Source organism: Xanthomonas hortorum (assembly GCF_024339125.1).
GTDB classification, from domain to species: Bacteria; Pseudomonadota; Gammaproteobacteria; order Xanthomonadales; family Xanthomonadaceae; genus Xanthomonas; species Xanthomonas hortorum.
On the sequence record NZ_CP101417.1, the window covers coordinates 2,635,724 to 2,658,993 of the forward strand.

Genomic DNA, 23,270 nt, shown 5'->3' on the forward strand with positions numbered 1-23,270 from the left:
CCCCAATCCAGAAAATTATTTAAAGGTAATCACAATGTCCCTTACCAACGAACAGATCGTCGAAGCTATCGCCGAGAAGTCCCTGATGGAAGTGATGGAGCTGGTCAAGGCCATCGAAGAGAAGTTCGGCGTCTCCGCCGCCGCTCCGGTCGCTGCTGCTGCAGCTGGCCCGGCTGCCGTGGTTGAAGAGCAGACCGAATTCAACGTGGTGCTGGTCAGCTGCGGCGCCAACAAGGTCGGCGTCATCAAGGCCGTCCGCGCCGTGACCGGCCTGGGTCTGAAGGAAGCCAAGGATCTGACCGAAGCCGGTGGCATCCTGAAGGAAGGCGCAACCAAGGACGAAGCCGAGAAGATCAAGAAGGAACTGACCGAAGCCGGCGCGACCGTCGAAGTCAAGTAAGCAGCATCTTGCATCGCCAGCGTTTCAGGGTGATGCACTGAAGGCTGGGAGCGTAAAGCTCCCGGCCTTTGGCCGTTGATGGAAAGCCGGGATTTGAGAGTCGGCATTCGGGATGCGAAGGCAATCTTCGCCATCCCCAATCTGGTCATCCCAATCTCCGCTTCACCGAGTTGGTAGTTGGAAGTAGCAAGAGAAGGCGTGCTGGTGCCGGCAATACCAGCGACTTCCAACTGACAATTTTGTTATTTCAGGGCCGCGGCGACGCTGCCCCCGCAACCTAGGGTGGAAGACCTCATGACGTCTTATTCGTTCACCGAAAAAAAGCGTATCCGCAAGGATTTCGGTAAGCAGCGCTCGATTCTCGAAGTGCCGTTCCTGCTTGCGATCCAGGTGGACTCCTACCGCGAATTCCTGCAGGAAGACGTGGAGCAGAACAAGCGCAAGGACCTCGGTCTGCACGCAGCGCTGAAGTCGGTGTTCCCGATTTCCAGCTACAGCGGCAACGCCGCGTTGGAATACGTCGGTTACAAGCTGGGTCAGCCGGTGTTTGACGAGCGTGAATGCCGTCAGCGTGGCATGAGCTACGGCGCGCCGCTGCGCGTGACCGTGCGCCTGGTGATCTACGACCGCGAGTCGTCGACCAAGGCCATCAAGTACGTGAAGGAGCAGGAGGTCTATCTGGGCGAAATCCCGCTGATGACCGACAACGGTACCTTCATCGTCAACGGCACCGAGCGCGTGATCGTCTCGCAGCTGCACCGCTCGCCGGGTGTGTTCTTCGACCACGACCGTGGCAAGACCCACAGTTCGGGCAAGCTGCTCTACAGCGCCCGCATCATTCCGTACCGCGGCTCCTGGCTGGACTTCGAGTTCGACCCGAAGGATGCGCTGTTCACCCGTATCGACCGTCGTCGCAAGCTGCCGGTGTCGATCCTGCTGCGTGCGCTTGGCTACAACAACGAAGAGATGTTGGCCGAGTTCTTCGAGATCAACACCTTCCACATCAATCCGGACGAAGGCGTGCAGCTGGAGCTGGTGCCGGAGCGTCTGCGTGGCGAAACGCTGAACTTCGACCTGGCCGATGGCGACAAGGTCATCGTGGAAGCGGGCAAGCGCATCACCGCGCGTCACGTCAAGCAGCTCGAAGCCGCCGGCGTCGCCGCGCTGGCCGTGCCGGACGATTATCTGGTCACGCGCATCCTGTCGCACGACGTGGTCGATAGCTCGACCGGCGAACTGCTGGCCAATGCCAACGACGAGATCACCGAAGACCAACTGGCTGCGTTCCGCAAGGCCGGCGTCGATGCGGTCGGCACCCTGTGGGTGAACGATCTGGATCGTGGTCCGTACCTGTCCAACACCCTGCGTATCGATCCGACCAAGACCCAGCTGGAAGCGCTGGTCGAGATCTACCGCATGATGCGTCCGGGCGAGCCGCCGACCAAGGAAGCCGCACAGAACCTGTTCCACAACCTGTTCTTCACCTTCGAGCGCTACGACCTGTCCACGGTCGGCCGGATGAAGTTCAACCGTCGCGTCGGCCGCAAGGAAGTTCTTGGCGAGTCGGTGCTGTACGACAAGAAGTACTTTGCCGAGCGTAACGACGAAGAGTCCAAGCGCCTGGTCGCCGAGCACACCGACACCTCCGACATCCTGGAAGTGCTCAAAGTGCTCACCGAGATCCGCAACGGTCGCGGCGTGGTCGATGACATCGATCACCTGGGCAACCGTCGCGTGCGTTCGGTCGGCGAAATGGCCGAGAACGTGTTCCGCGTGGGCCTGGTCCGCGTCGAGCGCGCGGTCAAGGAGCGCCTGTCGATGGCCGAATCCGAAGGTCTGACCCCGCAGGAACTGATCAACGCCAAGCCGGTGGCTGCTGCGATCAAGGAATTCTTCGGCTCCTCGCAGCTGTCGCAGTTCATGGATCAGAACAACCCGCTGTCGGAAGTGACGCACAAGCGTCGCGTCTCCGCACTGGGCCCGGGCGGTCTGACCCGCGAGCGCGCCGGCTTCGAAGTGCGCGACGTGCATCCGACCCATTACGGCCGCGTCTGCACCATCGAAACACCGGAAGGCCCGAACATCGGCCTGATCAACTCGCTGGCCGTGTTTGCCCGTACCAACCAGTACGGCTTCCTTGAAACCCCGTACCGCAAGGTGCTGGACGGTAAGGTCTCCGACGACGTCGAGTACCTGTCGGCGATCGAAGAAAACGAGTACGTGATCGCCCAGGCGAACGCGCTGACCGATGCCAAGAACATGCTCACCGAACAGTTCGTGCCGTGCCGGTTCCAGGGCGAGTCGCTGCTGAAGCCGCCGGCCGAAGTGCACTTCATGGACGTCTCGCCGATGCAGACCGTGTCGGTCGCCGCGGCGCTGGTTCCGTTCCTGGAACACGATGACGCCAACCGTGCACTGATGGGCGCCAACATGCAGCGCCAGGCCGTGCCGACGCTGCGTTCGCAAAAGCCCCTGGTCGGTACCGGTATCGAGCGTGCGGTTGCGCGCGACTCGGGCGTAACCGTGAATGCGCTGCGTGGTGGCGTGATCGAGCAGATCGACGCAGCCCGTATCGTGGTCAAGGTCAACGAGGCAGAAATTGGCGGCGGCACCGATGCCGGCGTGGATATCTACAACCTGATCAAGTACACCCGCTCCAACCAGAACACCTGCATCAACCAGCGTCCGCTGGTGAACGTGGGTGACGTGATCGCGCGCGGCGACGTGCTGGCCGACGGCCCGTCCACCGACATCGGTGAGCTGGCCCTGGGTCAGAACATGCTGATCGCCTTCATGCCGTGGAACGGCTACAACTTCGAAGACTCCATCCTGCTCTCCGAGCGCGTGGTGGAAGAGGATCGTTACACCACGATCCACATCGAAGAACTGACCTGCGTTGCGCGCGACACCAAGCTGGGGCCGGAGGAAATTTCCGCCGACATCCCGAACGTGTCCGAGCAGGCCCTGAACCGTCTGGACGAAAGCGGCGTGGTGTACATCGGTGCGGAAGTGCGCGCCGGCGACATCATGGTCGGCAAGGTCACGCCGAAGGGCGAAAGCCAGCTGACTCCGGAAGAAAAGCTGCTGCGTGCGATCTTCGGTGAGAAGGCGTCCGACGTGAAGGACAGCTCGCTGCGCGTGCCCCCGGGCATGGACGGCACCGTCATCGACGTGCAGGTCTTCACCCGCGACGGCATCGAGAAGGACAAGCGTGCGCGTCAGATCGAAGAGTCCGAAATCAAGCGCGTCAAGAAGGACTTCGACGACCAGTTCCGTATCCTGGAAGCGGCCATCTACGCACGTCTGCGCTCGCAGATCGTGGGCAAGGTCGCCAATGGCGGTCCGAACCTGAAGAAGGGCGACAACGTCACCGACGCGTATCTGGACGGGCTGAAGAAGTCCGATTGGTTCCAGCTGCGCATGAAGGACGAAGACGCAGCCGATGCCATCGAGCGCGCGCAGAAGCAGATCCAGGCGCACGAGAAGGAATTCGAAGCACGCTTCGCCGACAAGCGCGGCAAGATCACCCAGGGCGACGACCTCGCACCGGGCGTGCTGAAGATGGTCAAGGTGTTCCTGGCAGTGAAGCGCCGCATCCAGCCGGGTGACAAGATGGCAGGCCGCCACGGCAACAAGGGTGTGGTCTCCAACGTCGTGCCGGTCGAGGACATGCCGTACATGGCCACCGGCGAGCCGGTCGACATCGTGCTGAACCCGCTCGGCGTGCCGTCGCGTATGAACATCGGCCAGATTCTGGAAGTGCATCTGGGCTGGGCCGCCAAGGGCCTGGGTCGCAAGATCCAGCGCATGCTGGAAGCCCAGGCGGCGGTCAGCGAGCTGCGCAAGTTCCTGGACGACATCTACAACCACGACAGCGCGATCAATGCACAGCGCGTGGATCTGTCGCAGTTCAGCGATGAGGAATTGCTCAACCTGGGCAAGAACCTGATCGACGGTGTGCCGATGGCCACCCCGGTGTTCGACGGCGCCAGCGAAGCGGAAATCAAGCGCATGCTGGAACTGGCCGAACTGCCGCAGAGCGGTCAGACCCAGTTGTACGACGGTCGTACCGGCGAAGCATTCGATCGCAAGACCACGGTCGGCTACATGCACTACCTGAAGTTGAACCACTTGGTCGACGACAAGATGCATGCACGTTCGACTGGCCCGTACTCGCTCGTCACCCAGCAGCCGCTGGGCGGTAAGGCGCAGTTCGGTGGTCAGCGCTTCGGTGAGATGGAAGTCTGGGCGCTGGAAGCCTACGGCGCGGCCTACACCCTGCAGGAAATGCTGACGGTGAAGTCCGACGACGTGCAGGGCCGCAACCAGATGTACAAGAACATCGTCGATGGTGAGCACGAGATGGTCGCGGGCATGCCGGAATCCTTCAACGTGTTGGTGAAGGAAATCCGCTCGCTGGCGATCAACATGGAACTGGAAGAGTGATCGAGCTGGATCCAGGCGCCGTAATGCGGTGCCTGGATCCGGAACGTAATGCCCTCGGTTTCATCTCAGATACGAAATTCCTCCGACCCGGAGATATCCAATGAAAGACCTGCTCAACCTCTTCAATCAACAGCGCCAGACGCTGGATTTCGACGCGATCAAGATCGCGCTGGCCTCGCCTGACCTGATCCGTTCGTGGTCCTACGGCGAAGTGAAGAAGCCCGAAACCATCAACTACCGTACCTTCAAGCCGGAGCGTGACGGCCTGTTCTGCGCCGCCATTTTCGGCCCGATCAAGGATTACGAGTGCCTGTGCGGCAAGTACAAGCGCATGAAGCACCGTGGCGTGGTCTGCGAAAAGTGCGGCACCGAAGTCACCCTGGCCAAGGTGCGTCGTGAGCGTATGGGTCACATCGATCTGGCTTCGCCGGTCGCGCATATCTGGTTCCTCAAGTCGCTGCCCTCGCGCATCGGTTTGATGCTGGACATGACCCTGCGCGACATCGAGCGCGTGCTGTACTTCGAAGCCTACGTGGTCACCGAGCCGGGCCTGACCCCGCTCGAGCGCCGCCAGCTGCTGACCGAAGAGCAGTACCTGACCGCTCGCCAGGAGTACAACGACGACTTCGACGCCGCCATGGGCGCCGAGGCCGTGTACGAACTGCTGCGCACGATCGAGCTGCAGTCCGAAATGACCCGTCTGCGGGAAGAAATCGCCAGCACCGGTTCGGAAACCAAGCTCAAGCGTCTGACCAAGCGCATCAAGCTGATCGAAGCCTTCCTGGAATCGGGCAACCGTCCGGAGTGGATGGTCATGACCGTGCTGCCGGTGCTGCCGCCGGACCTGCGTCCGCTGGTGCCGCTGGATGGTGGCCGCTTCGCGACCTCGGATCTGAACGATCTTTACCGCCGCGTGATCAACCGCAACAACCGTCTGCGTCGTCTGCTCGAGCTCAATGCGCCGGACATCATCGTGCGCAACGAAAAGCGCATGCTGCAGGAATCGGTCGATGCGCTGCTGGACAACGGCCGTCGCGGCCGTGCCATCACCGGCACCAACAAGCGTCCGCTGAAGTCGCTGGCCGACATGATCAAGGGCAAGCAGGGCCGGTTCCGTCAGAACCTGCTCGGCAAGCGCGTGGACTACTCCGGTCGTTCGGTCATCACCGTCGGTCCGTACCTCAAGCTGCACCAGTGCGGCCTGCCGAAGAAGATGGCGCTGGAGCTGTTCAAGCCGTTCGTGTTCGCCAAGCTGCAGCGTCGCGGCCTGGCCACCACCATCAAGGCCGCCAAGAAGCTGGTCGAGCGCGAAGAAGCTGAAGTCTGGGACATCCTGGAAGAAGTGATCCGCGAGCATCCGGTGCTGTTGAACCGCGCACCGACCCTGCACCGTCTGGGCATCCAGGCGTTCGAGCCGGTGTTGATCGAAGGCAAGGCCATCCAGCTGCATCCGCTGGTCTGTACCGCCTTCAACGCCGACTTCGACGGCGACCAGATGGCCGTCCACGTGCCGCTCTCGCTGGAAGCCCAGCTGGAAGCGCGTGCGCTGATGATGTCCACCAACAACATCCTGTCGCCGGCCAACGGCGAGCCGATCATCGTGCCGTCGCAGGACGTGGTGTTGGGCCTGTACTACATGAGCCGCGCCCTGGAGAACAAGAAGGGCGAGGGCATGGTGTTCGCCAACACCAGCGAAGTGAAGCGCGCCTACGACAACCGCGTGGTGGAACTGCACGCCAAGGTCAAGGTCCGTATCACCCAGGTGGACGTGGATGCGGTCGATGGAAAGCGCACCAGCGGTACCTCGATTGTGGACACCACGGTCGGTCGTGCCCTGCTGAGCGAAATCCTGCCCGAAGGCCTGCCGTTCCAGCTGGCCAACACCGAGATGACCAAGAAAAACATCTCGCGTCTGATCAATTCCAGCTACCGTCTGCTGGGCTTGAAGGACACCGTCGTGTTCGCCGACAAGCTGATGTACACCGGCTATGCCTACGCCACCCGTGCAGGCGTGTCGATCGGCATCGACGACATGCTGATCCCGGACGAGAAGAAGGGCATCCTCACCGAGGCAGAAGCCGAAGTGCTGGAAATCCAGGAGCAGTACCAGTCCGGTCTGGTCACCGCCGGCGAGCGTTACAACAAGGTCGTGGACATCTGGTCGCGCACCAGCGAGCGCATCGCCAAGGCGATGATGGACACCATCGGTACCGAGAAGGTCGAAAACGCCAAGGGCGAGACCATCGACCAGAAGTCGATGAACTCGCTGTACATCATGGCCGACTCCGGTGCGCGTGGTAGCCAGGCGCAGATCCGTCAGCTGGCCGGTATGCGCGGCCTGATGGCGCGTCCGGATGGCTCGATCATCGAGACGCCGATCAAGGCGAACTTCCGCGAAGGCCTGAACGTGCAGGAGTACTTCAACTCCACCCACGGTGCCCGTAAGGGTCTGGCCGATACCGCGCTGAAGACCGCCAACTCGGGTTACCTGACCCGTCGTCTGGTCGACGTGGCGCAGGACGTGGTCATCACCGAAGTCGACTGCGGCACCACCGAAGGGTTGATCATGACCCCGATCGTGGAAGGCGGCGATGTGGTGGAGCCGTTGAAGGAGCGCGTGCTGGGCCGTGTGGTGGCCGAGGACGTGTACTTGCCGGGCAACGACGAAGAACCGATCGTCACCCGCAACACGCTGCTCGACGAAGCCTGGGTTGCCAAGTTGGAAGAGGCAAGCGTGCAGTCGGTGAAGGTGCGTTCGACCATCAGCTGCGAGTCCTCGTTCGGCGTGTGCGCACGTTGCTACGGTCGCGATCTTGCACGCGGTCACCAGGTCAACATCGGTGAAGCGGTCGGCGTCATTGCCGCACAGTCCATCGGTGAGCCGGGTACCCAGCTGACCATGCGTACGTTCCACATCGGTGGCGCGGCATCGCGTGCGGCTGCGGTGGACAACATCACCGTCAAGACCACCGGTTCGGTGAAGTTCAACAACCTCAAGTCGGTGGCGCACGCCAGTGGCGCGTTGGTTGCGGTCTCGCGTTCGGGCGAACTGTCCGTGCTCGATGGCCATGGCCGCGAGCGCGAGCGTTACAAGCTGCCGTATGGCGCCACCATCACCGCCAAAGACGGCGATGCGGTCAAGGCCGGGCAGGGCGTTGCCAACTGGGATCCGCATAACCACCCGATCGTGTCGGAAGTGGCCGGTTTCATCCGCTTCATCGACTTCGTCGACGGCGTCACCGTCATCGAGAAGACCGACGAACTGACCGGTCTGGCCTCGCGCGAAATCACCGACCCGAAGCGTCGCGGTGCACACGCCAAGGAACTGCGCCCGATCGTGCGCATCGTCGATGGCAAGGGCAATGATCTGACGATCCCGAACACGGATCTGCCGGCCCAGTACCTGTTGCCGCCGCGCTCCATCGTCAACCTGCAGGACGGCGCCGCCGTCGGCGTGGGCGACGTGGTCGCCAAGATCCCGCAGGAAGCGTCCAAGACCCGCGACATCACCGGTGGTCTGCCGCGCGTTGCCGATCTGTTCGAAGCCCGCAAGCCGAAGGATCCGGCGATCCTGGCCGAGCGCTCGGGCATCATCAGCTTCGGCAAGGACACCAAGGGCAAGCAGCGCCTGATCATCAAGGACACCGATGGTTCGGAACACGAAGAGCTGATCCCGAAGTACCGCCAGATCATCGTGTTCGAAGGCGAGCACGTGACCAAGGGCGAGACCGTGGTGGACGGCGAGCCGAGCCCGCAGGACATCCTGCGTCTGCTGGGTGTCGAGCCGCTGGCGGCGTATCTGGTCAAGGAAATCCAGGACGTGTATCGCCTGCAGGGCGTGAAGATCAACGACAAGCACATCGAGGTGATCACTCGCCAGATGTTGCGTAAGGTCGAGATCACCGATCAGGGCACCAGCAAGTTCCTCAACGGCGAGCAGGTCGAGCGCCAGCGCGTCATCGAGGAAAATGTCCGCCTGGTCAAGCGCAATGAATTGCCGGCCAAGTACGATCCGGTGCTGCTGGGTATCACCAAGGCCTCGCTGGCCACCGAGTCGTTCATCTCGGCGGCTTCGTTCCAGGAGACCACCCGCGTGTTGACCGAGGCTGCCGTGCGCGGTACCCGCGACAACCTGCGCGGTCTGAAGGAAAACGTGATCGTGGGTCGTCTGATCCCGGCCGGTACCGGTCTGGCTTACCATGCCGGACGTCGCAAGTCTTCGGGTCTGACCGACTCGGAAATGGAAACGCTGTCGGGCAAGCCGGCAGTGGCCGAACCGGTCGCCACGGTGGCCGACGCTGGCGCGGACGAGGAGTAAGCGCTCCGACGGCGGTCGCAAGATCGCCGTAAGCCAAGCGAAAAGGAGGGCAGGAGGCCCTCCGTTTTCCGGCCTTTGGATGGGCCAGCAGGGTTAGATTTCCGTGAAGTTGACGGAGTTTCGTCCTGCCAGCTATACTTCCCTGTCTCGGCGGGCCGTTTTTCGGCCTGCCTTTGTTTTCGTGCAAGGCCGTCTCGGCCTCTCAATCAGAAGAATCAACTGATGACGACGATCAATCAGCTGGTCCGCAAGCCTCGGCAAGCGACCACCTACAAGAGTGCCTCCCCGGCACTGGACAAGTGTCCGCAGCGCCGCGGCGTCTGCACACGCGTCTACACCACTACCCCGAAGAAGCCGAACTCGGCCCTGCGTAAGGTTGCCAAAGTGCGCCTGACGAACCAGGAAGAGATCATCAGCTACATCGGTGGTGAAGGTCACAACCTGCAGGAGCACTCCGTGGTCCTGATTCGCGGTGGCCGCGTCAAGGATCTTCCCGGTGTGCGTTATCACACCGTCCGTGGTTCGCTGGACGCCGCCGGCGTCGCAAAGCGCCGTCAAGGTCGTTCCAAGTACGGCGCCAAGCGCCCGAAGAGCTAAGGAAATACTCCAATGTCCCGTAAAGGTTCTACTCCGCAGCGCACCGTCCTGCCTGATCCAAAGCATGGCAGCGAAACCATTGCCCGCTTCATCAATATGGTGATGCAAAGTGGCAAGAAGTCGGTTGCTGAGAAAATTGTCTATGGCGCGATGGACGTCATTGGCGAAAAGAATCCGAATGCCGTCGAGCTGGTGCAGAAAGCACTGGACAACGTGGCCCCGGCTGTCGAAGTTAAATCGCGTCGCGTCGGTGGTGCTACCTATCAGGTGCCCGTCGAAGTGCGCTCCTCCCGTCGCACGGCGCTGGCAATGCGCTGGTTGATCGATTCCGCGCGCAAGCGTGGCGAGAACACCATGCCGCGCAAGCTAGCTGCAGAACTGCTGGACGCCTCGGAAAGCCGTGGCGGCGCGATCAAGAAGCGCGAAGAGACGCACCGTATGGCGGAGGCGAACAAGGCGTTCGCACACTACCGCTGGTGACCTCGTGGGCCTTGGTAACGGGGCCCTTCAGCACCATCTGAGTGCTGTTTGCGACGCGCGATTAGCGTCGCATCTAAATCCGAAGGCCGCCGAAAGGCGGCGTTCGGCCATCCGAAATCCAAGAAATTGAGAGGCTCCCCGTGGCCCGCACCACCCCTATCGAGCGTTACCGCAACTTCGGCATCATGGCTCATATCGATGCCGGCAAGACCACCACCTCCGAGCGCATCCTGTTTTACACCGGCGTCAGTCACAAGATCGGCGAAGTCCATGACGGCGCTGCGGTGATGGACTGGATGGAGCAGGAGCAGGAGCGTGGTATCACCATCACCTCCGCTGCCACCACCGCGTTCTGGTCGGGTATGGACAAGTCCATGCCGCAGCATCGCCTCAACATCATCGACACCCCCGGGCACGTCGACTTCACCATCGAAGTGGAGCGCTCCTTGCGCGTGCTCGACGGTGCGGTGTTCGTGCTGTGTGCCGTGGGTGGCGTGCAGCCGCAGTCCGAAACCGTGTGGCGCCAGGCCAACAAGTATTCCGTGCCGCGCATGGCCTTCGTCAACAAGATGGACCGTACCGGTGCCAACTTCGACAAGGTCGTCGAGCAGCTGAAGGCCCGTCTGGGAGCCTACGCCGTGCCGATGCAGGTACCGATCGGTGCTGAAGACGGTTTCGAGGGCGTGGTCGACCTGTTGAAGATGAAGGCGATCCATTGGGATGTTGCCTCGCAGGGCACTACCTTCGAATACGGTGACATCCCGGCCGATCTGGTCGAGATTGCGACCGAGGCGCGTTCGTTCATGGTCGAAGCGGCTGCAGAAGCCAGCGAAGACCTGATGGACAAGTACCTCAACGAAGGCGACCTGACCGAAGAAGAGATCCTGGTGGGTCTGCGCGAGCGCACCCTGAAGGTCGAGATCGTGCCGGTGTTCTGTGGCTCGGCGTTCAAGAACAAGGGCGTGCAGGCCATGCTCGACGGCGTCGTGCACCTGTTGCCGTCGCCGGCCGACCGTCCGCCGGTCCAGGGCATCGACGAAGACGAGAAGGAAGACACCCGTCCGGCGACCGATACCGCGCCGTTCTCGGCGTTGGCGTTCAAGATCATGACCGACCCGTTCGTGGGCTCGCTGACGTTCTTCCGTGTCTATTCGGGCACGCTGAACTCCGGCGACCAGGTCTATAACCCGGTCAAGTCGAAGAAAGAGCGCGTGGGCCGCATCCTGCAGATGCACTCCAACAATCGCGAAGAGATCAAGGAAGTGCGCGCTGGTGACATCGCCGCAGCCGTGGGTCTGAAGGACGTCACCACCGGCGATACGCTGTGTGCGCAGGACAAGATCATCACCCTGGAGCGCATGATTTTCCCGGAGCCGGTGATCTCGATGGCGGTGGAGCCGAAGACCAAGTCGGACCAGGAAAAGATGGGTACGGCGCTGGGTCGTCTGGCGCAGGAAGATCCCTCGTTCCGCGTCAAGACGGACGAAGAATCCGGCCAGACCATCATCTCCGGCATGGGCGAGTTGCACCTAGACATCATCGTCGACCGCATGCGTCGCGAGTTCAATGTCGAGGCCAACGTTGGCAAGCCGCAGGTTGCGTATCGCGAAACGATCCGCAAGACCGACGTCAAGTCCGATTACAAGCATGCCAAGCAGTCCGGTGGTAAGGGTCAGTACGGTCACGTGGTGATCGAGCTGTCGCCGATGACCGAAGAAGATCGCAAGAACGACAACGTCAAAGACGATTTCCTCTTCATCAATGACATCACCGGCGGCATCATTCCGAAGGAATTCATCCCCTCGGTCGAAAAGGGTCTGCGCGAAACGATCACCAGTGGTCCGATCGCCGGCTTCCCGGTGGTGGGTGTCAAGGTCAAGCTCGTGTTCGGCTCGTACCATGACGTCGACTCCTCGGAAATGGCGTTCAAGCTGGCCGCGTCGATGGCGTTCAAGCAGGGCTTTGCGAAAGCCAGCCCGGTGTTGCTTGAGCCGATCATGAAGGTCGAGATCGTCAGCCCGGAGGATTACCTGGGCGACGTGATGGGCGACGTGAGCCGCCGCCGTGGCGTGTTGCAGGGTCAGGACGACAGCCCGTCGGGCAAGATCATCAATGCGATGATTCCGCTGGGTGAGATGTTCGGTTACGCGACTTCGCTGCGCTCGATGAGCCAGGGTCGCGCAACGTTCTCGATGGAATTCGACCATTACGAAGAAGCGCCGACCAACATCGCCGACGCTGTCACCAAGAAGGGCTGAGTTCGCTCAGCCGCTTCAAACAAAATTTTCCAATTAGAGGTTAGTGAGTCATGGCAAAAGCTAAATTTGAGCGCAAGAAGCCGCACGTTAACGTCGGCACCATTGGTCACGTCGACCATGGCAAGACCACGTTGACCGCTGCGCTGACCAAGATCGGTGCCGAGCGTTTCGGCGGCGAGTTCAAGGCGTACGACGCGATCGACGCGGCGCCGGAGGAGAAGGCGCGCGGCATCACGATCTCGACCGCACACGTCGAGTACGAATCCGAGAACCGTCACTACGCGCACGTCGATTGCCCCGGCCACGCCGACTACGTCAAGAACATGATCACCGGTGCGGCGCAGATGGACGGCGCGATCCTGGTGTGTTCGGCTGCTGACGGCCCGATGCCGCAGACCCGTGAGCACATCCTGCTCTCGCGTCAGGTCGGTGTGCCGCACATCGTCGTGTTCCTGAACAAGGCCGACATGGTCGACGACGCCGAGCTGCTTGAGCTGGTCGAGATGGAAGTGCGTGAGCTCCTGAGCAAGTACGAGTTCCCGGGCGACGACACCCCGATCATTCATGGTTCGGCCCGTCTGGCGCTGGAAGGCGATCAGAGCGAAATCGGCGTACCGGCGATCCTGCGCCTGGTCGAAGCTCTCGACACCTTCATCCCGGAGCCAACCCGCGACGTCGACCGTCCGTTCCTGATGCCGGTCGAAGACGTGTTCTCGATCTCGGGTCGTGGCACCGTGGTGACCGGTCGTATCGAGCGCGGCATCATCAAGGTGGGCGACGAAATCGAAATCGTCGGTATCCGCGACACGCAGAAGACCACCGTCACCGGCGTGGAAATGTTCCGCAAGTTGCTGGACCAGGGTCAGGCGGGCGACAACGCCGGTCTGCTGCTGCGCGGCACCAAGCGTGACGACGTGGAGCGCGGCCAGGTGCTGTGCAAGCCGGGTTCGATCAAGCCGCACACCGAGTTCGAAGCCGAAGTCTATGTGCTGTCCAAGGATGAGGGTGGTCGTCATACCCCGTTCTTCAAGGGCTACCGTCCGCAGTTCTACTTCCGCACCACCGACATCACTGGCGCCTGCCAGCTGCCGGAAGGCGTGGAGATGGTGATGCCGGGCGACAACGTGAAGATGGTCGTGACCCTGATCAACCCGGTCGCGATGGACGAAGGTCTGCGCTTCGCGATTCGCGAAGGTGGCCGTACCGTCGGCGCCGGCGTGGTTGCCAAGATCATCAAGTAAGTGCCTGCGATCCGGCGACGCCTCGTCGCCGGATCAGCACGCAAGCAACGCAAAGGGTCGGCGCAAGCCGGCCTTTTTGTTTAGCGGAAATGTGCGCGTGCAATGCAATTCGCAGGGTAGAGCGCTTGCGCCAGTAAAAACAGCTCGCTATAATGCGCGGCTCGGTGTCCCTGGGTAGGGCGCAGAGTTACAGCGAAAAGAACGGCAGGACGCCGCTCGTGTTCGCCAGACCGGGAAGGTCGCGTTGCATGGAGCACTCAACAACTCACGTGTTGTTGACGGTGCTCTCGTTGCGCACTATACTTTTCCGTCTGGGCAGACCGGTTTACCGGCCTGCCTCAGTTTTTGGGCGGAGGAAATGCCCTCGCTGGCAGGACGCACGGCGATTTCATCTACGCAGGAATATCGGGGCAGGTATCCCAGAGGCCTTGCCCGTCGCTCTTTTAACGAAGGAAGCTTCCGTCATGTCGGAACAAAAGATCCGGATTCGGTTGAAGGCGTTCGATCATCGATTGATCGACCGTTCGGCCAGCGAGATCGTCGAAACGGCTAAGCGGACCGGCGCGCAAGTGCGTGGCCCGATCCCGTTGCCGACCAAGATCGAACGTTACACCATCCTCGTATCCCCGCATGCCGACAAGGATGCGCGTGACCAATACGAAACCCGCACGCACAAGCGTGTGCTCGATATCGTCGACCCGAACGACAAGACCGTGGACGCGCTGATGAAGCTCGAACTCGCGGCTGGCGTCGACGTCCAGATCAAGCTGACCTGAGGACTACGACCATGACGAAGAAATATTCGTTGGGCTTCGTAGGCCGCAAGGCTGGTATGAGCCGCGTCTTTACTGAAGACGGCCGCTCGGTACCGGTCACGCTGATCGAAGCAACTCCAAACCGCATCGCGCAGATCAAGACCGTCGAAGCTGACGGCTACAGCGCAGTGCAGATTACCGTTGGTGCCCGTCGCGCCGCACTGGTCAACAAGCCGGCTGCTGGTCACTTCGCCAAGGCGAAGGTGGAAGCGGGCCGCGGCCTGTGGGAATTCCGCGTTGAAGATGCGCAGCTCGGCGATTTCGCCGTCGGCGGCGAGATCAAGGCGGACATCTTCGAGGTCGGCCAGAAGGTCGACGTCCAGGGCGTCACCAAGGGTAAGGGTTTCCAGGGCACCATCAAGCGCTACAACTTCCGTATGGGCGATGCAACTCACGGTAACTCGCTGTCGCATCGCGCGCCGGGTTCGTTGGGTCAGCGCCAGACCCCGGGTCGTGTTTTCCCGGGTAAGAAGATGTCGGGCCACATGGGCGCCGTGCAGCAAAGCACGCAGAACCTGGAAGTGGTCAAGGTCGACGTCGAGCGTGGTCTGATTGCTATCCGCGGCGCCGTGCCTGGCGCAGCTGGTGGCGACGTGATCGTCCGTCCGGCGAGCAAGGCATAAGGAGAGATGACGATGGAACTCGTTATCACGGGTAGTAACAACAAGGTCTCGGTCTCCGATGCCGTGTTCGGTCGCGAATTCAGCGAAGATCTGGTTCACCAGGTCGTCGTCGCTTATCGCAATGCCGGCCGCGCTGGTACCAAGGCTCAGAAGACGCGTTCGGAAGTTGCGGGCACGACCAAGAAGTCGAAGAAGCAGAAGGGCGGCGGTGCGCGTCATGGCGCGTTGACGGCTCCGATCTTCGTCGGTGGCGGCGTGACCTTTGCGGCCAAGCCGCGCAGCTTCGAACAGAAAGTCAACCGCAAGATGTACCGTGCGGCCATCTGCGCGATCTTCTCTGAGCTTAATCGCCAGGGTCGCCTGATGATCGTCGAAGCGTTCGACGTCGAAGCAACCAAGACCCAGGGTCTGATCGAGAAGCTGAAGGGACTGGATGTGGGCAAGCGCCCGCTGATCGTCACCGAAGAAGCCTCCGAGCACCTGTACCTGTCCGCTCGCAATCTGCCGTATGTGCAGGTGCGTGATGTGCAGGGTCTGGATCCGGTCGCTCTGGTCGGGGCCGATACGGTCGTGATCACCGCCGATGCGGTCAAGAAGATCGAGGAGTGGCTGGCATGAGCAGCAACGAAAAAATCTTCAGCGTGCTGCGTGCTCCGCGAGTCTCTGAAAAGACCGCGCGCCTGCAGGAAATCTCCAACCAGTATGTCTTCGAAGTTTCGAACGAAGCCACCAAAGCCGATGTAAAGGCCGCGGTTGAGCAGCTGTTCGACGTCAAGGTCAAAGCTGTCAACGTGGTCAACGTCAAGGGCAAGAGCAAGTCCTTCCGTAACCGTGCTGGTAGCCGCGGCAATTGGCGCAAGGCGTACGTCCGCCTGGTTGATGGTCAGTCCATCGACGTAACGGCTAAGGCCTGAGGTCCATCCCATGCCATTGATGAAGTTCAAACCCACCTCTCCCGGCCGTCGTTCCGCCGTGCGTGTGGTTACTCCCGATCTGCACAAGGGCGCACCGCACGCGGCGCTGCTCGATTCGCAGAGCAAGTCCGGTGGTCGTAACCACCATGGCCGCATCACCGTGCGTCACGTCGGTGGTGGTCATAAGCAGCACTACCGCATCATCGACTTCAAGCGCAACAAGGAAGGCATTCCGGCGCGTGTGGAGCGGATCGAATACGATCCGAACCGTACCGCTCATATCGCCCTGCTGTGCTATGTCGACGGCGAGCGTCGCTACATCATTGCCCCCAAGGGCTTGAAGGCTGGCGATCAGGTCATTGCCGGTGCCAACGCACCGATCAAGACCGGCAACACGCTGCCGCTGCGCAACATCCCGGTCGGTACGACGGTTCACGGTATCGAGCTGAAGCCGGGTAAGGGTGCTCAGATCGCACGTGCTGCCGGTGCTGCCGTCCAGCTGGTCGCTCGCGAAGGCATCTATGCCACGCTGCGTCTGCGCTCGGGTGAAATGCGCAAGGTGCCGGTCGAGTGCCGCGCCACCATCGGTGAAGTCGGTAACGACGAGCACAACCTCGAGAAGCTGGGCAAGGCTGGCGCCAAGCGCTGGCGCGGTGTTCGTCCGACCGTTCGCGGTGCGGCCATGAACCCGGTCGACCATCCGCACGGTGGTGGTGAAGCGAAGGCTGGTCAGGGTAATCCGCATCCGGTCACCCCCTGGGGTGTTCCGACCAAGGGTTACAAGACGCGCAAGAACAAGCGCACCCAGCAATTCATCGTCCGCGATCGTAGGGGCTAATCGACCATGGCACGTTCACTTAAGAAGGGCCCGTTCGTCGATCACCACCTTGCAAAGAAGGTGGAGTCCGCTGCGGGTAGCAAGAAGCCGATCAAGACTTGGTCGCGCCGTTCGATGATCCTGCCCGAAATGGTAGGCATCACCATCGCCGTGCATAACGGTAAGAACCACATTCCGGTGCTCGTCAACGAGAATATGGTCGGCCACAAGCTCGGCGAATTTGCCGTCACCCGGACCTTCAAGGGTCACGGTGGCGACAAGAAGTCGAGCAGGTAAGGAGAGATGACGATGGAAGCGAAAGCAATCCTGCGCACCGCGCGCATCTCCCCGCAGAAGGCCCGCCTGGTCGCTGATCAGGTGCGTGGACTGTCCGCCGAACGTGCGGTCAATCTGCTGAAGTTCTCGGACAAGAAGGCTGCACACCTGATCAAAAAGGTGGTGGAGTCTGCTATTGCCAATGCCGAGAACAATCAGGGCGCGGATGTCGACGAGCTGAAGGTCAAGACCATCATGGTTGATGAAGGTCCCTCCCTGAAGCGTTTCATGGCGCGGGCGAAAGGCCGCGGTACCCGCATCCTCAAGCGCACCAGTCACATCACTGTGATTGTTGGCGCCGCCAAGTAAGCGGAAAGGAAAAGACCATGGGTCATAAAGTTCATCCGACTGGAATCCGTCTTGGCATCGCCAAGGACTGGAATTCCAAGTGGTACGCAAACAAGGCCGACTTCGCCGGTTATCTGGCAGCCGACCTGAAAGTGCGTGAAATGCTGCGCAAGAAGCTCGCGCAGGCAGGTATCAGCAAGATCTTGATCGAGCGCCCTGCCAAAACCGCCCGCGTGACGATCCACACTGCCCGTCCGGGCGTGGTGATCGGCAAGCGTGGTGAGGACATCGAAAAGCTGCGTAAGGAAGTGAGCGCGATGATGGGTGTTCCTGCCCACATCAACGTCACCGAAGTGCGCAAGCCGGAGCTGGATGCGCAGCTGGTCGCCGAGTCGATCGCGCAGCAGCTTGAGCGTCGCATCATGTTCCGCCGTGCAATGAAGCGCTCGGTCGGTAACGCGATGCGCCTGGGTGCCCTGGGCATCAAGGTCAACGTGGCTGGCCGCCTCAACGGTGCAGAAATCGCCCGTTCGGAGTGGTACCGCGAAGGCCGCGTGCCGCTGCACACGCTACGTGCCGACATTGATTACGGTTTTGCCGAGGCGTCCACGACGTACGGCATCATCGGTATCAAGGTCTGGATCTATAAGGGTGAGGTCTTTGACTTCTCCCAGGTTGGCCAGGAGAAGCAGGACGACAGCCCACGCAACGATCGTAACGATCGCGGCGACCGTGGTGACCGTCCTTCGCGCCCGGCTCGTGAAGCGAGGTAACGGCAATGTTGCAACCCAAGCGAACCAAATATCGCAAGATGCACAAGGGCCGTAACGACGGCCTGGCATGGAGCGGAAACGCCGTCAGCTTCGGCGAGTACGGCCTCAAGGCAACCGCGCACGGTCAGCTGACCGCGCGTCAGATTGAAGCAGCACGTCGTACGATCAGCCGCCATGTCAAAAAGGGCGGCAAGATGTGGATTCGTGTGTTCCCCGACAAGCCGATCACCAAGAAGCCGATCGAAGTCCGTATGGGCTCCGGTAAGGGCAACGTGGAGTACTGGGTCGCGCAGATTCAGCCGGGTCGCATGATCTATGAAATCGAAGGTATTCCCGAAGAGGTCGCACGTGAGGCATTCCGCCTTGCCGCCGCGAAGCTGTCGGTGACTACCACTTTCGTGACCCGGACGGTGCGCTGATGGACATCAAACAACTCCGCGAGAAGTCGGCTGACGAACTGAAGGCCCACCTGACCGATTTGCGTAAGGAGCAGTTCTCGCTCCGTATGCAGCAGGTCACCGGCCAGCTGCCGAAGACCCACGATACCCGCCGGGTACGCCGCGAGATTGCTCGCGTCAAGTACCTGCTCGGCAGCACCAAGTAAGGACGGCCGCGATGAGCGATAACAACGAAAAGCAAGCGCTGCGCACGGTCGAAGGCCGTGTCGTCAGCAACAAGATGGACAAGACGGTCACCGTGTTGGTGGAGCGCCAGGTCAAGCATGCTCTGTACGGCAAGTACATCAAGCGCTCGACCAAGCTGCACGCACACGACGCCGACAATGCCTGTAATGAAGGCGACGTCGTGCGTGTGACCGAGATTGCTCCAATGTCCAAGACCAAGAACTGGCGGGTGGTTGAAATCGTCACCCGTTCGGCCGGCTAAGGGAGATCTGAATCATGATCCAGATGCAGAGCTACCTCGATGTGGCCGACAATTCGGGTGCCAAGGAAGTGATGTGCATCAAGGTGCTGGGCGGCTCGAAGCGCCGCTATGCACACATTGGTGACATCATCAAGGTGACCGTCAAGGACGCCATTCCGCGTGGCAAGGTCAAGAAAGGCGAAGTCTACGACGCCGTTGTGGTGCGTACCCGCAAGGGTGTGCGCCGTCCCGACGGTTCGCTGATTCGCTTCGATGGCAACGCCGCTGTGCTGTTGAACAATAAGCAGGAGCCGATCGGGACCCGCATCTTCGGGCCGGTGACGCGCGAGCTGCGTTCCGAGAAGTTCATGAAGATCGTCTCGCTCGCTCCCGAAGTGCTGTGAGCGGAGGACATATACATGGCTAACCGTATCAAGAAGGGCGACCAGGTCGTCATCAACACCGGCAAGGACAAGGGTAAGCAGGGTGAAGTTGTGCGTGTGGATGGCGATCGCGTGATCGTCTCCAATGCCAACATCATCAAGCGCCACACCAAGCCGAACCCGCAGGCGGGTGTCGCCGGCGGCGTGGTCGAGCGTGAAGCGTCGATCCATATCTCCAACGTCAATATCGTCAACCCGGCAACGGGCAAGGGCGAGCGCGTTGGCTTCAAGGTGCTGGAGGATGGACGCAAATTGCGTGTGTTCCGCTCCAGCGGTGAGGCGCTCGACGCCTGAGGAATGCGATCATGAACACTCGTCTCGAAAAGTTTTACAAGGAAAACGTGGTGCCGGCCCTGATGAAGGAGTTCGGCTACACCAATCCGATGCAGGTGCCGAGGCTGGTCAAGGTCACGCTCAATATGGGCGTGGGCGAGGCGGCAACCAACAAGAAGATTCTGGAAAATGCAGTCGGCGACATGTCCAAGATCTCCGGTCAAAAGCCGGTGGTCACCAAGTCGCGCGTTTCGGTCGCATCGTTCAAGATCCGCGACGGTTGGCCGATCGGCTGCAAGACCACGTTGCGTCGCGCCAAGATGTACGAGTTCCTGGACCGTCTTATCAACATCTCGCTGCCGCGCGTGCGCGACTTCCGTGGTGTTTCCGGTCGTTCCTTTGACGGTCGTGGCAATTTCAACATGGGTGTGAAGGAACAGATCATCTTCCCGGAAATCGACTTCGACGCTGTCGACGCGATCCGCGGTATGGATATCGCCATCACCACCACCGCCAAGACGGATGCGGAAGCGAAGGCGCTGCTGGCAGCGTTCAAGTTCCCGTTCCGTAACTGACCGTAGAGGACATCCGAAATGGCAAAGACCTCCATGATCCACCGCGACATCAAGCGTGCAAAGCTGGCGAAGAAATTCGCCGGCAAGCGTGATGCGCTGAAGAAGATCCTCTCCAGTCAGGATGCGTCCTACGAAGAGAAGATCGATGCCTCGACCAAGTTGCAGAAGCTGCCGCGCGATTCGTCGCCGAGCCGCCACCGCAACCGTTGCGAACTTTCCGGTCGTCCGCGCGGTGTCTACCGCAAGTTCGGTCTGGGTCGCAACATGCTGCGCAAGGCCACGATGAACGGCGACGTTCCGGGCCTGCGTAAGGCAAGCTGGTAACAGCTTTCCGGCCGTTCGCGGCCGGTTTGAACAGGATTGTTCTGTTCAACAAGGGAGTCCGACGCAAGTCGGGCTCTTTTGTCGTATACTTCCGCTTCTGTCTTGCCTGTACAGGCTTGGCATGGCGTAAAGGGTTCTGGCCCATCCCCAGGAAAACACAAGATTTTCGCGAAAGCGGATATCGGTGCACTCAAAGGTACTCATATGAGCATGACTGATCCCATCGCCGACCTGCTGGTACGCATCAAGAATGCGGCCGCGGTTGGTAAGCAGACGGTGAAATTGCCGTCGTCCAAGATCAAGGTTGCGATCGCCCAAGTCCTGAAGGACGAGGGTTACATCACCGACCTGCGCGTGACAGCGACCGAGAACAACAAGTCGGAGCTGGAAATCGTGCTGAAGTATTTCGAAGGCCGTCCGGTCATCGAGACCCTGAAGCGTTTCTCGCGCTCGGGTCTGCGCCAGTACCGCGGCAAGACCGAGCTGCCCAAGGTCCTGGGTGGACTGGGCGTCGCCATCATCTCCACGTCGAAAGGCATCATGACCGATGCGCAGGCTCGCGAAGCCGGCGTTGGTGGTGAAGTCCTGTGCTTCGTGGCCTAAGGGAAGGAATCGAACATGTCCCGTGTAGCCAAGAAGCCTGTGTCCCTTCCGAAGGGTGTTGAGCTCAACGTCCAGCCCGAGCTGGTCAGCGTCAAGGGCCCGAAAGGCACCCTGACCCTGCCGAAGCCGGTTGGCGTCGAAATCGCCATCGACGGCGATGTTGCAACCCTGTCGGCCAACGATCCGTCGCAGCTGGCCATCACCGGCACCGTGCGCGCCATCCTGGCCAATATGGTCAAGGGTGTGTCCGACGGCTTCGAGCGCAAGCTCGAGCTGGTCGGCGTCGGTTACCGCGCCGCCATGCAGGGCAAGGATCTGAGCCTGGCGCTCGGTTTCTCGCACCCGCTGGTGTTCGTGGCGCCGGAAGGCATCACGCTGTCGACCCCGACCCAGACCGAAATTCTGGTCCAGGGCGCCGACAAGCAGCGCGTCGGCGAAGTCGCCGCCAAGATTCGCGGTTTCCGTCCGCCGGAGCCCTACAAGGGCAAGGGTGTGAAGTACGCCGGTGAAGTCATCATTCGCAAGGAAGCCAAGAAGGCGTAAGGCAGGTCCCTCTGCTAGGTGCCCGGCCATCCATGGCCGGACTTCTCAATGCAAAAGCCTGTTTTCCTTCAGCTTCCGTAGGATAAATATCATGAGCATCAACAAGAACATCGCCCGTCTGCGTCGCGCCAAGTCCACCCGTTCGCACATTCGTGAGCTGGGCGTCGCCCGCTTGTCGGTGCTGCGCACCGGCCAGCATCTGTATGCGCAGGTCTTCACTGCCGACGGCTCCAAGGTGATCGCTGCTGCGAACACGCTGCAGGCCGACGTCAAGGAAGGTTTGAAGAACGGCAAGAACAGCGATGCGGCTGTCAAGGTCGGCAAGCTGATCGCCGAGCGCGCCAAGGCTGCAGGTATCGAGAAGGTCGCATTCGATCGCTCGGGCTACCGCTACCACGGCCGTATCAAGGCGCTGGCTGACGCAGCTCGCGAAGGCGGCTTGAAGTTCTAAGCACTGCTGCGAATGTGGCCAGCGGCCACATTCGCGTTACCGCCGGCAGGGAGATGCCGGACCGTCCCGTTCTTTTGCAACGGTGCCGGGAACACAGTTCCATTCCACAACCATAAGCGGCCCCGAGCCGTACATACTCAATCAATCAAGGAATCAAGATGGCAGAAGAACGTGCACCGCGGGGTCGTGATCGCGACCGTAACCGCGAAGAGAAAGTCGACGATGGCATGATCGAAAAGCTGGTCGCGGTCAATCGCGTCAGCAAGACGGTCAAGGGCGGTCGCCAGTTCACCTTCACCGCGTTGACAGTGGTCGGCGATGGTCTGGGCAAGGTTGGTTTCGGTTACGGCAAGGCGCGCGAAGTGCCGGTTGCCATCCAGAAGTCGATGGAGCAGGCGCGCAAGAATCTGGCGACTGTCGATCTGAACAACGGCACCTTGTGGCACGCCGTCAAGTCCGGTCATGGCGCAGCTCGCGTTTACATGCAGCCTGCTTCGGAAGGTACCGGCGTCATCGCTGGCGGCGCCATGCGCGCTGTGCTGGAAGCGGTTGGCGTGAAGAACGTGCTGGCCAAGGCGGTCGGTTCGCGTAATCCGATCAACCTGGTGCGTGCAACGCTGAAGGGTCTGTCGGAAGTGCAGTCGCCGGCGCGTGTTGCGGCCAAGCGCGGCAAGAAGGTGGAGGAGCTCAACCATGGCTAAGGACACTGGCAAGACTGTGAAGGTGCGCCTGGTGCGTGGCCTGCGTGGTACCCAGTCGCGTCACCGCCTGTCGGTGCATGCGTTGGGCCTGAATAAGATCAACGATGTGCGTGAACTCAAGGACAGCCCGCAGGTGCGTGGCCTGATCAATACGGTTCACTACCTCGTCAAGGTTGAGGACTAATCC

Annotated in this window: 27 protein-coding genes; all 27 read left to right on the forward strand. The window is 60.9% G+C overall.

The features are described 5' to 3' along the window. Positions 1-34: 34 nt before the first annotated feature. The 27 genes from rplL (at position 35) to rpmD (ending at position 23,267) form a co-directional block, all read left to right on the forward strand. A complete protein-coding gene (gene rplL, locus NMB96_RS11220) occupies positions 35-400 on the forward strand; it encodes a 50S ribosomal protein L7/L12 (RefSeq protein ID WP_006450625.1) in 366 nt (121 codons plus the stop codon). Positions 401-694: 294 nt separating this feature from the next. Then, the gene (rpoB, locus tag NMB96_RS11225) at positions 695-4,846 is read left to right on the forward strand and encodes a DNA-directed RNA polymerase subunit beta (RefSeq protein ID WP_006450626.1); all 4,152 of its coding nucleotides are present in this window, start codon (positions 695-697) and stop codon (positions 4,844-4,846) included. A gap of 100 nt (positions 4,847-4,946) precedes the next feature. Further along, positions 4,947-9,164, forward strand: coding sequence for a DNA-directed RNA polymerase subunit beta' (gene rpoC, locus NMB96_RS11230; RefSeq protein ID WP_006450627.1), 4,218 nt, complete (start codon positions 4,947-4,949; stop codon positions 9,162-9,164). A 222-nt stretch (positions 9,165-9,386) separates the two neighbouring features. Continuing rightward, entirely contained in the window at positions 9,387-9,761 is a 375-nt protein-coding gene (gene rpsL, locus NMB96_RS11235) for a 30S ribosomal protein S12 (RefSeq protein ID WP_006450628.1), read from the forward strand. A 12-nt stretch (positions 9,762-9,773) separates the two neighbouring features. Beyond that, a complete protein-coding gene (rpsG, locus tag NMB96_RS11240; protein ID WP_006450629.1) occupies positions 9,774-10,241 on the forward strand; it encodes a 30S ribosomal protein S7 in 468 nt (155 codons plus the stop codon). Positions 10,242-10,381: 140 nt separating this feature from the next. Further along, on the forward strand, positions 10,382-12,499 hold the full coding sequence (gene fusA, locus NMB96_RS11245) for an elongation factor G (RefSeq protein ID WP_006450630.1): 2,118 nt from the start codon (positions 10,382-10,384) through the stop codon (positions 12,497-12,499). A gap of 50 nt (positions 12,500-12,549) precedes the next feature. Next, positions 12,550-13,740 carry an elongation factor Tu gene (gene tuf / locus NMB96_RS11250; protein ID WP_055819390.1) on the forward strand — a complete coding sequence of 397 codons (1,191 nt, stop codon included), beginning with the start codon at positions 12,550-12,552 and terminating at the stop codon, positions 13,738-13,740. 464 nt (positions 13,741-14,204) lie between these two features. Further along, positions 14,205-14,516: a 30S ribosomal protein S10 gene (gene rpsJ / locus NMB96_RS11255; protein WP_003486723.1), complete on the forward strand. Its 312-nt coding sequence runs from the start codon at positions 14,205-14,207 to the stop codon at positions 14,514-14,516. A gap of 11 nt (positions 14,517-14,527) precedes the next feature. Then, positions 14,528-15,178 carry a 50S ribosomal protein L3 gene (rplC, locus tag NMB96_RS11260; RefSeq protein ID WP_006450633.1) on the forward strand — a complete coding sequence of 217 codons (651 nt, stop codon included), beginning with the start codon at positions 14,528-14,530 and terminating at the stop codon, positions 15,176-15,178. A gap of 12 nt (positions 15,179-15,190) precedes the next feature. After that, positions 15,191-15,796: a 50S ribosomal protein L4 gene (gene rplD / locus NMB96_RS11265; RefSeq protein WP_023902821.1), complete on the forward strand. Its 606-nt coding sequence runs from the start codon at positions 15,191-15,193 to the stop codon at positions 15,794-15,796. Beyond that, positions 15,793-16,092 (forward strand): 50S ribosomal protein L23, encoded by a 300-nt coding sequence (gene rplW, locus NMB96_RS11270; RefSeq protein WP_002811694.1) that lies wholly within the window; start codon positions 15,793-15,795, stop codon positions 16,090-16,092. Before rplD ends, rplW begins: the two co-directional genes overlap by 4 nt. A gap of 10 nt (positions 16,093-16,102) precedes the next feature. Continuing rightward, positions 16,103-16,930 carry a 50S ribosomal protein L2 gene (rplB, locus tag NMB96_RS11275; RefSeq protein WP_003486715.1) on the forward strand — a complete coding sequence of 276 codons (828 nt, stop codon included), beginning with the start codon at positions 16,103-16,105 and terminating at the stop codon, positions 16,928-16,930. A gap of 6 nt (positions 16,931-16,936) precedes the next feature. Beyond that, the gene (gene rpsS, locus NMB96_RS11280; RefSeq protein ID WP_005993369.1) at positions 16,937-17,206 is read left to right on the forward strand and encodes a 30S ribosomal protein S19; all 270 of its coding nucleotides are present in this window, start codon (positions 16,937-16,939) and stop codon (positions 17,204-17,206) included. 12 nt (positions 17,207-17,218) lie between these two features. Further along, positions 17,219-17,554, forward strand: a complete 336-nt coding sequence (rplV, locus tag NMB96_RS11285) for a 50S ribosomal protein L22 (RefSeq protein ID WP_002811686.1) — start codon at positions 17,219-17,221, stop codon at positions 17,552-17,554. Between the two features lie 17 nt (positions 17,555-17,571). Next, positions 17,572-18,306 carry a 30S ribosomal protein S3 gene (gene rpsC, locus NMB96_RS11290; RefSeq protein ID WP_006450636.1) on the forward strand — a complete coding sequence of 245 codons (735 nt, stop codon included), beginning with the start codon at positions 17,572-17,574 and terminating at the stop codon, positions 18,304-18,306. Positions 18,307-18,311: 5 nt separating this feature from the next. Next, a complete protein-coding gene (gene rplP / locus NMB96_RS11295) occupies positions 18,312-18,725 on the forward strand; it encodes a 50S ribosomal protein L16 (protein WP_255086893.1) in 414 nt (137 codons plus the stop codon). Next, positions 18,725-18,910: a 50S ribosomal protein L29 gene (gene rpmC, locus NMB96_RS11300; protein ID WP_006450638.1), complete on the forward strand. Its 186-nt coding sequence runs from the start codon at positions 18,725-18,727 to the stop codon at positions 18,908-18,910. The genes rplP and rpmC overlap by 1 nt, the downstream gene beginning before the upstream one ends. Positions 18,911-18,921: 11 nt before the next feature. Then, positions 18,922-19,191: a 30S ribosomal protein S17 gene (rpsQ, locus tag NMB96_RS11305; protein WP_005993374.1), complete on the forward strand. Its 270-nt coding sequence runs from the start codon at positions 18,922-18,924 to the stop codon at positions 19,189-19,191. A 14-nt stretch (positions 19,192-19,205) separates the two neighbouring features. After that, positions 19,206-19,574: a 50S ribosomal protein L14 gene (gene rplN, locus NMB96_RS11310; protein ID WP_003486699.1), complete on the forward strand. Its 369-nt coding sequence runs from the start codon at positions 19,206-19,208 to the stop codon at positions 19,572-19,574. A 15-nt stretch (positions 19,575-19,589) separates the two neighbouring features. Further along, on the forward strand, positions 19,590-19,907 hold the full coding sequence (gene rplX / locus NMB96_RS11315; RefSeq protein WP_006450639.1) for a 50S ribosomal protein L24: 318 nt from the start codon (positions 19,590-19,592) through the stop codon (positions 19,905-19,907). Positions 19,908-19,918: 11 nt separating this feature from the next. Further along, entirely contained in the window at positions 19,919-20,461 is a 543-nt protein-coding gene (gene rplE / locus NMB96_RS11320; RefSeq protein WP_006450640.1) for a 50S ribosomal protein L5, read from the forward strand. Between the two features lie 18 nt (positions 20,462-20,479). Next, the gene (gene rpsN, locus NMB96_RS11325) at positions 20,480-20,785 is read left to right on the forward strand and encodes a 30S ribosomal protein S14 (RefSeq protein ID WP_005917137.1); all 306 of its coding nucleotides are present in this window, start codon (positions 20,480-20,482) and stop codon (positions 20,783-20,785) included. A gap of 204 nt (positions 20,786-20,989) precedes the next feature. Further along, the gene (rpsH, locus tag NMB96_RS11330) at positions 20,990-21,388 is read left to right on the forward strand and encodes a 30S ribosomal protein S8 (protein ID WP_006450641.1); all 399 of its coding nucleotides are present in this window, start codon (positions 20,990-20,992) and stop codon (positions 21,386-21,388) included. A gap of 15 nt (positions 21,389-21,403) precedes the next feature. Beyond that, positions 21,404-21,931: a 50S ribosomal protein L6 gene (rplF, locus tag NMB96_RS11335; protein WP_006450642.1), complete on the forward strand. Its 528-nt coding sequence runs from the start codon at positions 21,404-21,406 to the stop codon at positions 21,929-21,931. A gap of 91 nt (positions 21,932-22,022) precedes the next feature. Beyond that, entirely contained in the window at positions 22,023-22,382 is a 360-nt protein-coding gene (gene rplR, locus NMB96_RS11340; RefSeq protein ID WP_006450644.1) for a 50S ribosomal protein L18, read from the forward strand. A gap of 158 nt (positions 22,383-22,540) precedes the next feature. Further along, a complete protein-coding gene (gene rpsE / locus NMB96_RS11345; protein ID WP_003486682.1) occupies positions 22,541-23,083 on the forward strand; it encodes a 30S ribosomal protein S5 in 543 nt (180 codons plus the stop codon). Next, positions 23,076-23,267 (forward strand): 50S ribosomal protein L30, encoded by a 192-nt coding sequence (gene rpmD / locus NMB96_RS11350; protein ID WP_006450646.1) that lies wholly within the window; start codon positions 23,076-23,078, stop codon positions 23,265-23,267. The genes rpsE and rpmD overlap by 8 nt, the downstream gene beginning before the upstream one ends. Positions 23,268-23,270: the final 3 nt, after the last annotated feature.